We start from the raw sequence: 12,940 nt of genomic DNA, 5'->3' as shown, positions 1-12,940 counted from the left end.
CGGCGGGCTGAGTTTGGCGACCTGGCCGCCGTCCCCGGGGCGTCTCTACTGAAGATCCTCGCGGGCGTCGTCGGCCGGCTCCTCACCGGCCTGGCCGCGCCCGAGGCCCTCGTCGGCCTTGCGCAGGTGGTCGGTGACCGCGTACAGCCGCTGCGCCTGGTCCTCCTCGCCCTGTGCGGCGAAGGCCACGCCGAGCCTGCGCGTGATGGCGCCGGCCGTCTCCAGCAGTCCGCTGCTGCGCAGGCTGTGCCGGATCTCCTCCGGGTCGGCGCCGGAGTCGATGTCGTCGCGGATCTGGCCGAGGTCCTCTGCGAGCGGGTAGGCGATGTCGCCGTCCCAGCGGTCGGGGTTGATCCAGTCGATGATCTCGTTGGCGGCCGCGTCGACGACGTAGAGGGCGCCGATCAGGGCGAGGGCGGTGACGGTGGCGCCGGCGGCGGTCAGGTTCGCGAACGGGCCGTTGTTGTTGACGATCGCGTGGAGCCCGAGGACGACGACGCCGGAGGCGATCACGATGCCGTCGAAGCGGGTGACGGCGGAGAGGACCTTGACGCCGGCGCGCCGGGCGCGAGCGGCCCGGATCGGGCGGTCCTCCAGGGACTTGGGGCGGGCGGTCTCGGCGGGGTGGACCAGGGTGTGGGTCACGAAGGGCTCCTTCAGGCGGTGGTGCGGGGCGGTTGGGAGGTCCCGGGGCGGGCGGCTGAGTTGGCGACCTGGCGGCCGCCCCGGGACAGGAAGGTGTGGGGCGGTCAGGCCGGGTTGCGGTCGCCGGAGAGGGCCGCGACGGTCCGCAGGTGCCCGCGCTGCGCTTCGATGCGCTTCTGGACCTCGCGGGTGACCGGTCCGCCGCGGAAGGCCTCGTAGTCGTAGGAGTCGCCGATGACCCACTGGCGGGCGTCGATCCCGGCGGCCTCGTACATCTCGGCGCGGGAGTAGGCGCTGTAGCGGAAGTTGTCGTTCACGGTGGAGATGGCCTGGCCGGTGCGGTCCCAGGTGATCGCGGTGTCGAGCGCCGTCTTCTGGGCGGTGACCAGCTGGGAGACGGTGGCCCGCCAGTGCGTGTCGGGCTTGCTGTCCAGGGAGGTGAAGATGTCCTCCATGACGGCGAGGGCCCGGGTGTAGGCGTCCCAGTGGCCTTCGGCGTCGCGGGTGGCGTTCTTGAGGGCGGCGTTGTACGCGGCCTGGCGCCAGAGGTGGATCGCCTCGTCGTACTGGGCGTCGATGAGCGCCCGGGACTCGGGCGTGAGGCTCTCGTCCTTCCAGGCGTAGAGCGGCCGCTGCGGCTCCTCCTCGGCGCCGGTGAAGGCCCGGAAGGTGAAGGCCAGCCGGTTGAAGCGGTCGGCCGAGACGCCGGTGAGGTGCGGGTGCTGGTAGGCACGGGCCTCCGTGACGAGCCTGTCGAGGTCTCCGGCGCTGATGGTGGTCATGGTCTCTCCGTCGTGTCGGGCCGGGTGTTCCCGGCCGGGTACGGGCATGGAGGGGATTCCTCGCGGGCCCTGGGGCCCTGCGATGACTCCAGTATGCATTCTCTCAGAATGCATTTCAAGAGAATGCGTTCTGCGGTTTGGCGCGGATCCCCCGCCTACGCGTCGGCGCTGGTCGAGCCGCTGTCGGGCTCGGAGTTGCCCACTGCCGGCCGCCCGGCTCCCGCGGCCGCCTCCTCGCGGCCGGGCCGACCCTTCGGGCGTGCGGGGGTGCCTCCGCCGGAGCGGGCCCGGGCCGCCTTGCGCTCGGCGGCGGCCAGGGCGGCCGCGGCCGGGCCCTCGCACTCGGTGCACGTGATGTCCAGGCCCGGCGCGACGATCCGCCCCTTGTCCTCGCAGACCAGGCACGCCGGCCCCTTGGCCGGCGCGGGCATGCCGTACGCGGCGCGGTACTTGGCGAAGGACGGGATCTTCGGCCCCGGGACCGGCTCGCCCTTCTGCCGGGCCGGGTCGGGCGCATCCTGCGGGATGCCGGCCTGCACCGCCCAGGCGGTGCGGATCAGGGCCGCGACCGGGGAGTAGGCGATGTTGAGCGCCTTCTTCTTCGCCTTGCGGACCCGGCGGCGGACCTGCCGGCGCACGCGCTTCTTCGCCTCACGGACAAGGGCCTTGGTGACGATCCGCGCGGCCTTGGGGACCTCCTCGACCAGGTCGATGGGCGGGAGCGGCTCCTCGCCGAAACCGGCTTCCAGGATCCAGAACATGTCCCAGTTCGGGGTGGTCCAGCGCATGTCGACCCAGGCGGTGAAGTGGCCCGGGTCGATGAGGTGCTCCGCCCACTCGTGGCGGGCCGGGCACAGCACCTCGACCACGGGCTGCGCGGCGCGCTCCAGGACGAGGGTGAGGCCGGTGTCGGCGCCGCACATCGGGCAGGTGACGGGCAGGGCCTGCCAGACGACGCGGATGGTGTGTTCGGGGTCGGCCTGGAGGTAGTTGAAGCGGCGCTCGGCGGTGATGCGGTAGTAGCCGGCGTCCGGATCGTGGGCCCGGAGCGGGTCGATCATTACGGACTCCTCGGGATGTTTCGGGCGTGAATTGGGCTGGAACCGATACGAACGTGCAGGTCAGAGGGGTGGAACCGGGCTGGAACCCGGCCTGGCCGGTGGAACGGGTTCCCCGGCCGGGGAGCGGTTCCGGGCCGGTTCCGGCCCGGTTCCGCTCCCCTGACCTGGGGTTCCATCCCGGTTCCAGCCCCGTCAGGGGGCCTTCGGGGCCTCGGAGGTGATCGCCTTCAGGTCCCGCAGGCGCCAGCCCCGGGGGCCGGACTTGGTCCACTTCTCCAGGGGCCAGGTCAGGTTGTCCGGCGCGAGGACGGCGGTGACCGCCGCGCGGACCGCCTCCGTACGGGCGGCCGCCTGCTCCTCCTCGTCGCCGTCGAAGTTCTCCAGGGCCCAGCGGTCCGGGTCGACCGCGGCGAGCTTCTCGGCGAGCTGTTCCTGCGTCAGGCCGGCCGGGTCGCCGGCGTCGTTGAAGATCGCGCGGATCGTCTTGATCAGCTCCGGCGGGCCGGTGCGGCGGCGACGGCGTGCCTTGGCCTCGGCCTTGGCCATCAGCTCGGCCAGGGTGACGTCGGCGAACTCCTCGGACTCGGCGTCCGGCATCACCAGGTCGCGGCTGCGCTCGCGGCCGCGGCGCAGGTACTCGTCGTCGGCGGTGATGCAGGCGCGGTAGGTGATCGGCTCGCTGTGCTCGGCGCCCGCCAGGACGTACGCCACCGACGCGTCGTTGACGGTGTCGCCCATGGCCGGCAGGAGCCGGGTCGGGCGCCAGCCCTCGGCCATCGCTCCTGCGGGCAGGAGCAGGCCGACGTCGTCCTTGTCGCAGGCGCACATGACCTGGACGGGGAGCTCGGTCAGCCAGGTGTTCTTGCCGATCAGCGCGCGGGTCAGTCCCTGTCCGGCGACCACGAGGGTCACGTCGCTCTTGGCGCAGGTGACCGACATCTCCTGGAGCTTGCCGTCCAGGTCCAGCTCGCCGATCTTCTTCCCGTCCCCGTCGAAGATCGGCTTGCGGGAAGCCTTCACGAAGGCCGGGAACTCCTCGACGATCAGCTTGTAGCCCGGCCGGGTCCGGTCGGTCCGCCAGTTCTGGCCCATGCCCAGTTCGTCGAAGAGGGCGGGGCGGCCCTGACCGACGGCCAGGAGGTAGTCCAGGACCTCGGCGGCCAGGTGCGGGTCGGTGACGACCAGGTGCATGCCCTCGCGCAGGCCGCCGAAGCCGGAGCCAGCGGACCCGAGGTCGATGCCGATCACGATCTGGTCCTCGGTCGCGGTCAGGACGTCCAGGATCGCCCGCAGCCAGGTGCTCTTCCCGGAACGGCTCTTGCCGACCAGGTTGACGTTGGTGCGGCACATCGGCAGGCCGAGCGGGTCCGCGGACATGGATGCCGCGACCATCTGCGCGGCGATGTCGGCCGTCTTCAGCGACTTCGGCTCCCGGTAGGGGAGCTCTGGCACGTCCTTCCACGGGTTGGGGCCGGGCACGACGATCAGGCATCGGTTGCGGCTCACCTTGGACTGCCGCAGCTGCAGCGAGGACGTGCGCACTCCGGGAAGGCAGGCCTCAAGGAGATTCAGGCCGTCGGCGATCTTCTCGGGGGTCATTCCGTTGAGGACGACGTGGATTTCGAATCCCCAGGTGTGGGGCTCGACCCGCAGGCTGGTCAGTTCGCAGCCGAGCTTGCCGGTGAGCGCCTCGCGGGCCATGGTCTCGAACATGGCCGGCGTCATGCCGATGGAGAACTCCTGGGGGTGGCCGGCCTCGATCCGCTCCAGCCGCTCCAGCTCCGCCTCGCTCACCTCGACGTCGCGGCCCAGCAGGGAGACGCCGGCGAGGTTGAGCACCAGGGCCCCGAGGAGGCCCCAGACGTCGGCGAAGCCGTAGGCCACCGCGTCGGCCACGATCACCGGGCCGTAGGTGTATCCGGCGCGGAACGCGACGGCCCGCTTCGCGGTCTTCCGGGCGCTCTGCGCGACAGCCAGCTGCTTGCCGGCCTCCATCTGGAGCTTGACCGCCGCGGCCTGCTTCTCCCCGCGCTTGAGGAGCGCGATCTGCGCGCGGCGGGCGCTCTGGTCGGCGGTCTTGACCGCGGCGAGGGCCAGGCGCTCGTCGGCCGCGGCCTTGTGCCCCTCCATGCCGATGACCCAGTTGCGCACCCGCCGCTCCCCGCGCAGGGCCCGGGGGACGATGCCGTGCACGGTGAGCTGGCGGGCGGCGGCCTTCCGCGCCCGGCGGCGGGCCTGCCGGCGCAGGTAGGCGTAGCGGGCCTTGCGGCCCTGCTTGGTGCGCAGCTGCGGGTTGATCCAGGGGCGGTCGCCCTCCGGGTCCTCGCGCAGCTCCCACTCCTTGGGGGTGTAGACGGTGCCCTCGATCGGGCGGCTGCGCTCCGGCGCCGGCTCGTCGTCCGCGTCCCCGTGCTCGTACTCGTCCTCGTCGTGTTCGTCGTCCGGGAGGTCCGCCGGCTGTGCCGGGATGGCCGTCGGCGTCTCGCGGTTCGTGTCGAGCAGGGCCGTGAAGGCGGCGCCGCCGTCGCCGTAGAGGGTCTCGAAGACCGGCTCCAGGTCCTCGACGAGCTTGATCTTCACGTCGCGGGCCTGGGAGCCCTGGTCGGGGCCGACGACGCCGAGGGCCTCCAGGGCGTCCATCATCCGGCCCGTCAGTTCCCAGCCGATGCGCAGCTTGCGCTGGAGCATGGAGCGGGAGCCGAACTGCGTCTCGACGACCAGCTCGGCGGCCTCCCAGAGCACCTTGCGGTCCATGGCCTGGCCGACCTTGGCCCACAGCTCGGGGTCGTCGACTTTCGGGTTGGTGTCGATCTCGGTCATGCTGGTCACGCCTCCTGTCGGGGGTGAGCGCGGGGCGGGGAAGCCGGGCATCGCTTTGGTCGGTTGAGACCGGCGGTCCCCGCCCTGCGCTGTGGGGGAAGGTGTTCGGGTCAGGCGGCGTTCGCGCCGCCGGGGCAGTCGTTGCAGACCCCGTAGCGCTTGGGGATCTCGTAGTCCTTCTCGGTGTCGCACTCGGGGCAGACCCGGCGGGCCGCCACCGCCTTGCGGATCGCGGCCCATCGCGCCTCCGTCATCGGCCGCTTCGGCTTGGCCAGCTCGACCAGGTAGAGGGCGGCGAACATCGGGTTGCCCTGGCGGGTCCACCCGAGCTGGCCGGCCACGGGCTGGCCGCCCGGGCGCAGCCCGCGGGCCCGCAGCTGTCGGTAGGTGGCCATGACCTCGGGGTCGGGGCCGAGCTTCCAGGGCCAGGTCGGTATGCCGAACTCCTCGCCCTTCGGGTCGTCGTAGCGGGGACTGGAGCGCGGCATCACCGGCTCCCCGGGCCGGCCGGGTTGCTGCGGGCCGCCTTGGCGTCGGCGAGGCGCTGGTAGACCCAGGACTTGCTCGGCTCGATGACCTTGCCGCCGTGGACTTCCGCACGGCGCCGCTTGGTCTCTGCGGTGACCCCCTTCGCGTTGGGGATCCGGCCGTCGCGGATCTCGCTGCGGATCCACTCCTCGATCGCGGCGTTCTCGCTCGCGTCGTAGTTCTTCGCGGTTTCCGCGGCGGCCCGACGGGCGCCCGGCGAGAGCTTCCGTACGGTGGCCCTCACCGCCTGCCGCTTGGAGCCTTCAGCAGCGGCCGCGCGCTTCCGCGCGGGTGTCCGCGTGGACGGGGGGACGGACGTGTTGACCTGCGAAGATCCATTCCACCGGAAAGCGTTCGCCGGGCCCTCTACGAGCCCCTCGCGGGTTGCGGTAAAGACCCGCGTAGGGAGGGTTGCAGGGTCTTCCGCGACCGGCTTCACGGTCTCGCCAGAGACGCTCTCGGCCGCCACTGCGGACACCTTCGCGGAAGCGGTGAGACGCATGCGGCGTGCGTCCGCGAGCTCCTCCAAGACCTCCGCGAGACGGCCTTCCGCGTCCACCCGGAGCCCGAGCATCTCCGCCGACAGGTGGCGCAGCAGCTCCTCGGGCAGGTCGAGGCCGGTGCCTTCGTGGACGCCGTACGCGGCGTGCCAGGCCTCGTCCTCCGTGAGGCGTTCGTGCCCGGCGATGGCGCGCAGCGTCTTCGCCGTCGCCCACACATTCGGCAGCAGGTCCTGGCGCTCCTTGCGGGTGGCCTTCACCTCCTTGCGCCGGGTGCGCTCGGCCTTCAGCCGCGCCCGGGCCTCCTGGTGCCGGCCGAGCTGGACCAGCTGCCAGACAGCGATCGGGATGATCGAGGACGCGGCCAGGACGGCACCCAGGATGGTCCCGTACTTGTCCCCGCCGACCTGCTGGCCGTGCAGCCAGTTGATCCAGGCCGCCAGGCCCGCGAAGGTGTAGATCGCGATCCGGTACGGCCACGGCGAGCGGCCCTGCTGCATGGCCTTGGCCTCGCCGGCCGTGGCGGCCCAGGCGGAGCACTCCAGCATCACCGGGAGCAGGGTGACCAGGAGGTAGCCCGCCCAGCCCATCTCGATCAGGATGCCCGTGCCGGTCAGCGAGGCTGCCTGGGAGATGAGGGCCGGCACGATGCTGCACGCCATGACAGCCAGCGCGGCGGCCAGGTCGAGGTGTTCGGCCAGCCACGCCGGGGCGGCGTTGAGCCGGGCGGCGAACCGCTCGCGGGCCTCCTTGCGGCGCCGGGCCTTCTCCCGCCGCTTCTCCTTGTCCGCCGCCGCCTTCGCCGCCTGGTCGGCCTTCTCCTTCGCCAGCTTCGCGGCGGCGTCGGCCTCCTTGGCCTCGCGGATGCGCTTGGCCTCGCGGTCCCTGGCCTCCTGGTCATCGGCGGCGCGAGCCCGCTCCTGCTCGAAGGCCTGCTGCTGCGCCCGCAGGTTCAGGTTCGCGTGCAGTTCCTCGTTCAGGCGGTTCTGCTCGGCCTCGGCCGCGTTGTCCTCGCGGCGGGCGGTACGGAAGTCGGTGAGGCTCACGGGGTACCTCCGGCGGTCGGGGTGGCCGCGTGCGGGGCGTAGCGGTACAGGGCCGCGACGAGGGCGATGACCAGGCAGACGCCGATGCGCTCGGCGACGCCGGGGGTGAGGCCGAGGAGCCAGGCGCCGCCGGCCACGGCCAGGGGGAGCTGGATCGCGCCGAGTTCGGCGAGGAGCCGGGTGAGGCGGGCGCGGATCTCGACGATGGGCGTGTGGCCGCGGCTGTCGAGGTAGGCGAGGCCGGCGACCGGGAGCGCGAGCAGTGCGCGCTGCCACCAGGTCGCCTGCAGGCCCAGGAGCCAGCCGGCGCCGAAGAGGATGAAGGCGGTGATCGACCAGGTCGTCACCAGGGCCTGGACCTTCAGGGGCAGGCCGCGCGGGGTGCTGGTGCTCATGCGACCTGCACCTCCCGCGCGGTGAAGACGACCGCCGGCACCGACTTGCCGTTCCGGAAGCCCGCCACGAGCGCGACGGTGACCGGGAAGGGGAGGGAGGCGGGGCGGGCCGGGCGGGAGTCCGCGGGTACCGGGCCGAAGACGCGGTCGGTCTGCTTCGCGGAGGGCTCGCCGGCCAGGCGGCGGAGCAGCTCGGCGACGCGGGCGGCGGTCTGCGGGTCGTGCTCGGCCATGCCGAGGATCACGTCGGCCTGGAACTCCAGGCGCTCCGCCTGCTGTTCGGCCGACTCGTCCAGCGGGGCCAGCCAGTCGACCGGCCTCACGCCGGTCAGCAGCTGCAGGTGGCGCAGGATCTCGACCTGTTCCAGACCCTGCGGGTGGGTCGTGCGGCTGGAGGCTGCGAGGATGGTGTTCACGGGTCGGTCTCCACTTCGGATGGATTCAAGACGGCCTGTGCGGCGGCTCCCTCGGGGTTTCTTGGCAGAGGCCCGGGGGAGCCGCTTTTTCCATGCCTTGGCACGGAAGGATCACTCGAACTACATTGAGTACTCAATGGCTCGACGTGAACGATGTTGCATCACTCCGCGCGTCCGGTCAAGCACGGATCGCCGAATCGACTACATTGACTACTCAATGCGAATCGAGGTATTAATCTTCCATGTCGATCAGCCGCAAGCCTCGCCCTCTCTACCAACGGATCGCAGATCAGATCCGGGGGGAGATCAGCGACGGCACGCTCGCGCCAGGTGCGCGTCTGCCCACTGAAACCATGATCGCGGAGCGCTGGGACACCACCCGGACCACCGCGGTCAAGGGGCTTCGTGAGCTGATCAACGAGGGTCTGGTCATCGCCGACCGGCCTCGCGGGCACTTCGTCCGCGCCCGTCGCCCGATGGCCTACCGCCCGCAGGCCGAGTTCCGGCGCCGGCCGCTCAGCCCGGCCATGGATGCCTTCATGGCCCAGCTGAGCGACGAAGGCCGCAGCGCCAGCCAGAAGATCGAAGTCGCCATCGTCCAGCCCAGCAAGGAGATCCGCGAGCGGCTCCACCTTCAGGAGGGCCAGCTCACGGCCGTCCGCCGCCGGGTCCGGTTCGTCGACGGCGAGCCCTACAACACCAACGATTCCTACTTCCCGCTCGACCTCGTGCAGGGCACCGAGATCATGGACCCGAAGGACATCGCGCGCGGCGCCAACGTCGTGCTCGGCGAGCTCGGCCATGAGCAGGTCCGGGCCCTGGACGAGGTTCACGTCCGGATGCCGTCGCCGGAGGAGATCGACCGACTCCACCTCGGCCCGGGCACCCCGGTAGCCATCCACGTGGTCACCGGCTTCACGGCCGCCGACAAGCCGGTCCGGGTGGTGGTCAACTGCCTTCCTGGCGACCGCCACGTCATCACCTGGGAGCGGTCCAAGCCCCGCCTGGGCGGGCCGCTCACCATCCGGCCCGCCACCGAGGACGAGCTCGGCACCGTGACCGAGCTGTGGGGTCAGGCCGCCGAATGGCTGAACAGCCGGGGCATCGACCAGTGGCAGTACGCCCCGCGTGAAGAGCGCATCGCGGCCAACATCGCCGCGGGCGAGTGCTACCTCGTCGAGGACGGTGACGTCGCCGTCGCCACCGTCACCCTGGACCGGTTCGCCGACTCCGACTTCTGGTCGGAGGAGGAGGCGGCCCAACCCGCCCTGTACGTGCACCGCATGGTCGTCCGGCGCGATGTGAGCGGCGGCGAGCTCGGAAGCGCGATGCTCGACTGGGCCAGCGAGCAGGCCAAGGCCGCGGGCCTGGAGTGGCTGCGCCTGGACGCCTGGCGCGACAACAACGCGCTCCAGGAGTACTACCTCGGCCGCGGCTTCGAGCACGTCCGCACCGTCGAGGCGGACGGCCGCAGCAGCGGTGCCCTCTTCCAGCGGGCCGCCGGCCAGGTCCGCGGCATCGGCCCCGAGCTCCAGAGCCCGGCGGCAAGCGCGTCACCCGTCAGTACCGCAGCAGAGTGAGGAGAATGCCCGCCATGAACATCGGCTCCGCCTAGAAACGAGGACGGCCGCCCTGGTGAGACAGGACGGCCGTCAAGCGACTCCCCTGCCGGCAAGCATCCGGAGTCGTGGTTCAGCGCGGTGACCGCGCTGGGTGCCTGGACCGCCAGGGGCCCGCTGGTCACCTACCCAACAGAATAGACAACGATCCCTGGGCAAGCCCAGCACACCCTTGCCCAGGTGGTCCGCGTCACAGTTGATCAGCTGATCCATGGCTCCCTGAACAAGGGAACCTTGCGTGTCAAACCAGCACAACGCCGCCAGCGCGGCCGTACCACCCCCGGGCCCGCAGCCGCGCGGGCCAGGCTTGCCCGGGCCTCGCCGAAATGGGCAAGCCCAGGACCTGCGCCTTTCGGGGCGCGGGCAAGCCTTTGGGCAAGCCTCCGTGTGGAGAGTTCACGGCACAACTTCCGTCAGGAGGAGTGCAGTGAACCCGATCTACCCTCCGACCGCCACCACGTGGGTGGAGGTCGGCCTCCGTACCGTGCTGCCCACCATCGGCCGCCGTCGCAAGTCGGTGACGGCATGAGTGAGCGCCCCGAGTTCGACCTCGCGGCCACCATCGTCCGGGGCCAGGCTCCGGCGCGCGCGGTCACCGTCCAGCGGGCCGTGGCCTTCAGCGGCCGGCTGACGCACCAGCTCGACTACGTCGTCTACCTTCACGTGCTCTTCGCGATCAACAGCGGCGCTCAGGTCACGGTGCCCGGCATCGTGGCCTCGGTGCGCGAGGCCGGCGTGCGGTCGGCCAAGAGCGGCAACGAGCTCGTGGGCCGCGACGCCGTCTACGAGTCCTTCACCCGCCTCATCGAGGCGCGCTTCATCCGCCGCACGACCATCCCCAACCCGAAGGGGAAGGGCTACCGGGGCCTGACGTCGTACGAGGTGTACGAGCACTTCGAAGACAACCCGGACTACTCCCCCGAGGGCCCCTCCGAAGAGCCCGGGACCAAACTTCCGGTGTTCGCGGAAACAACTGTTTCCGCAGGTCAGCCCACTTCCGGTGTTCGCGGAAAGAAGGGTGCTTCCGGTGTTCGCGGAAGTGGTGTTCGCGGACGTGGAGGATCGTTCGTTTCCGCAGGTCAGCCCACGTCCGCGAACACCGGAAGTGGAACGGGCTCCCCCCCACACCCCCCGGAGGAGGTAAATACCTCCTCCCCCTACCCCCTCGGGACAGGTGCGGATGGTGTGGCGCCTGCGGCGCGGGAGGAGGAGGGGGAGAGCACGACGAACCCCACCCCGTCCGCTGAGCAGATCGAGGCAGCGTCGCAGTTCCTGCAGGAGCTTCCCCGCCCCTGGACCGCAGGACGGGTGACGGTGCGCAGCCTCGCTCCGCTGCTCGCTGCGGTTGTCGCGGATCAGGGCTGGGAGCTGGACGACGCCCTCGTCACGGAGCTCACCTCGAACCCTGAGGGCGTCAAGCGTCCGATGCGGGTGCTGAAGAGCCGCATCGAGGACCTCCCCCGTCGGCTGTCCCGCAAGGACGTCCCGAGGCAGCGCCCCGCCGTTGTCGAGGACCCCGACTTCGCGCCGGTCCCGATGCCGGACAAGGTCGCCACGATCCTCTCCGGCCTGCGACGGCCGGCTGTCTGACCCAGCCGCGAACATGACGGCGGCGGCCGCTCCCGCGAAGAACCGGCCGCCGCTCCAGACCACTACCTGACAGGAAGAGATCCATGACCAGTCTCCCACTCCCCGCGCCGTCGGCGGAGGCAGAGCCCCTTATCGAACCCACCTTCCGCTCGGCCCGCACCCAGCCCGACCGCCAGGCCTTCGAGAGGCTTCCGCCTCAGGACCTCGACGCGGAGCAGTCGGTCCTCGGCAGCATGATCCTTTCGAAGGACGCGATCAACGACGTGTCCAACCTGCTGGCCGCCGACGACTTTTACCGCCCCGCTCACCAGGCGATCTACCGCGCGATTCTTGACGTCATGGGCAAGGGCGACCCGGTTGACCCCCTCACCCTCGGCGACGCCCTGCTGAAGTCGGGCGAGCTCGCGAAGGTCGGCGGGGCTTCCTACCTCCACACCCTGGTCCAGTCGGTCCCCACCGCCGCGAACGCCGAGTACTACGCCGAGATCGTTCGGGAGAGGGCCGTCCTGCGCAGGCTCGTATCCGCAGGCACCAAGATCGTCCAGATGGGGTATGAGGGCGTCGGCGAGCTCGACGAGATCACCGCGGCCGCCGCTGCGGAGATCGCCGCGGTGACCGAAGGCCGCGACCGCAAGGACGACTTCTTCACCCCGGGCGACACCCTCGAAGGCACGCTCGACATGATCCAGGCTGCCGAGAAGGGAGGGGAACTCAGCGGCGTCACGACCGGATTCACCGACCTCGACTCGCTGACGAACGGCTTCCAGCCAGGCCAGATCATCGTGGTCGCCGCCCGGCCCGGCATGGGCAAATCCACCCTCGCCATGGATTTCGCGCGCGCCTGCACGATGCCGCGTGGGAAGAACCGCCAGCCCATCCCCGGCGCCGGCCGTCCCGCGGCCTTCATCACGCTGGAGATGAGCATCGACGAGCTCAACATGCGGTGCCTGTCGGCTGAGGGCGACGTCGCCCTCCACCACATCCGCTCGGGCCTGCTCGATGAGGCGGGATGGGGTCGACTCGCGGTCGCCGCGCAGCGGTACAGCGAGGCCCCGATGTACATCAACGAGAGCGCGCGGTCCCTGGCCGAGATCCAGGCGAAGTGCCGCCGGCTCAAGACCCGCATCCCCGATCTCGCCGAGATCATCATCGACTACGCGCAGCTGATCGAGAGCGGCGGCAAGCGGCACGACAACCGGGAGCAGGAGGTCAGCCACATCTCGCGGAGCCTCAAGCTGCTGGCGAAGGAGCTCGGTCTCCCGATCATCCTGCTGTCGCAGCTCAACCGCGGGCCGGAGATGCGGGCCGACAAGAAGCCGCAGGTCTCGGACCTGCGGGAGTCCGGCTCGATCGAGCAGGACGCGGACATGGTGATCCTGTTGTACCGGGACGACGCCTACGAGAAGGACAGCCCGCGGGCGGGCGAGGTCGACATCATCGTGGGCAAGCACCGCAACGGGCCGACCGCGACGATCACGGTGGCACAGCAGCTCTACATGTCGCGTTTCGTCGACATGGCCGCAAACATCTAAGGGGGA

At 70.9% G+C, this 12,940-nt stretch carries 11 protein-coding genes; 3 read left to right on the top strand and 8 right to left on the bottom strand.

Annotation, left to right across the window (positions count from 1 at the left end):
- Nucleotides 1-45: 45 nt before the first annotated feature.
- The 8 genes from AC07A6_RS16315 to AC07A6_RS16280 form a co-directional block, all read right to left on the bottom strand.
- The gene (locus AC07A6_RS16315; protein WP_478777527.1) at nucleotides 46-645 is read right to left on the bottom strand and encodes a hypothetical protein; all 600 of its coding nucleotides are present in this window, start codon (nucleotides 643-645) and stop codon (nucleotides 46-48) included.
- A gap of 104 nt (nucleotides 646-749) precedes the next feature.
- Nucleotides 750-1,427 carry a hypothetical protein gene (locus AC07A6_RS16310; RefSeq protein WP_478777526.1) on the bottom strand — a complete coding sequence of 226 codons (678 nt, stop codon included), beginning with the start codon at nucleotides 1,425-1,427 and terminating at the stop codon, nucleotides 750-752.
- A gap of 155 nt (nucleotides 1,428-1,582) precedes the next feature.
- Complete coding sequence (locus tag AC07A6_RS16305) at nucleotides 1,583-2,488, bottom strand: hypothetical protein (RefSeq protein WP_478777525.1); 906 nt, start codon at nucleotides 2,486-2,488, stop codon at nucleotides 1,583-1,585.
- Between the two features lie 192 nt (nucleotides 2,489-2,680).
- Complete coding sequence (locus AC07A6_RS16300; protein WP_478777572.1) at nucleotides 2,681-5,308, bottom strand: DNA translocase FtsK; 2,628 nt, start codon at nucleotides 5,306-5,308, stop codon at nucleotides 2,681-2,683.
- 110 nt (nucleotides 5,309-5,418) lie between these two features.
- Nucleotides 5,419-5,796, bottom strand: a complete 378-nt coding sequence (locus tag AC07A6_RS16295; protein WP_478777524.1) for an RRQRL motif-containing zinc-binding protein — start codon at nucleotides 5,794-5,796, stop codon at nucleotides 5,419-5,421.
- Nucleotides 5,796-7,382 carry a hypothetical protein gene (locus AC07A6_RS16290; RefSeq protein WP_478777523.1) on the bottom strand — a complete coding sequence of 529 codons (1,587 nt, stop codon included), beginning with the start codon at nucleotides 7,380-7,382 and terminating at the stop codon, nucleotides 5,796-5,798. The genes AC07A6_RS16295 and AC07A6_RS16290 overlap by 1 nt, the downstream gene beginning before the upstream one ends.
- Entirely contained in the window at nucleotides 7,379-7,777 is a 399-nt protein-coding gene (locus AC07A6_RS16285) for a hypothetical protein (RefSeq protein ID WP_469909931.1), read from the bottom strand. Before AC07A6_RS16285 ends, AC07A6_RS16290 begins: the two co-directional genes overlap by 4 nt.
- Nucleotides 7,774-8,193 carry a hypothetical protein gene (locus AC07A6_RS16280; RefSeq protein ID WP_478777522.1) on the bottom strand — a complete coding sequence of 140 codons (420 nt, stop codon included), beginning with the start codon at nucleotides 8,191-8,193 and terminating at the stop codon, nucleotides 7,774-7,776. The genes AC07A6_RS16285 and AC07A6_RS16280 overlap by 4 nt, the downstream gene beginning before the upstream one ends.
- A gap of 242 nt (nucleotides 8,194-8,435) precedes the next feature.
- Here AC07A6_RS16280 and AC07A6_RS16275 point away from each other — a divergent pair, with 242 nt between their 5' ends.
- The 3 genes from AC07A6_RS16275 to dnaB all read left to right on the top strand — a co-directional run bounded on the left by AC07A6_RS16275 (nucleotide 8,436) and on the right by dnaB (nucleotide 12,934).
- Nucleotides 8,436-9,773: a GNAT family N-acetyltransferase gene (locus AC07A6_RS16275; protein ID WP_478777521.1), complete on the top strand. Its 1,338-nt coding sequence runs from the start codon at nucleotides 8,436-8,438 to the stop codon at nucleotides 9,771-9,773.
- A 564-nt stretch (nucleotides 9,774-10,337) separates the two neighbouring features.
- Complete coding sequence (locus AC07A6_RS16270; RefSeq protein ID WP_478777520.1) at nucleotides 10,338-11,402, top strand: hypothetical protein; 1,065 nt, start codon at nucleotides 10,338-10,340, stop codon at nucleotides 11,400-11,402.
- 83 nt (nucleotides 11,403-11,485) lie between these two features.
- On the top strand, nucleotides 11,486-12,934 hold the full coding sequence (gene dnaB, locus AC07A6_RS16265; protein ID WP_478777519.1) for a replicative DNA helicase: 1,449 nt from the start codon (nucleotides 11,486-11,488) through the stop codon (nucleotides 12,932-12,934).
- Nucleotides 12,935-12,940: the final 6 nt, after the last annotated feature.

This window comes from Streptomyces sp. NPDC044002, assembly GCF_056434525.1.
The sequence above is the reverse complement of the archived record's forward strand: the minus strand, read 5'-3'. Positions and strand labels throughout refer to the sequence as shown.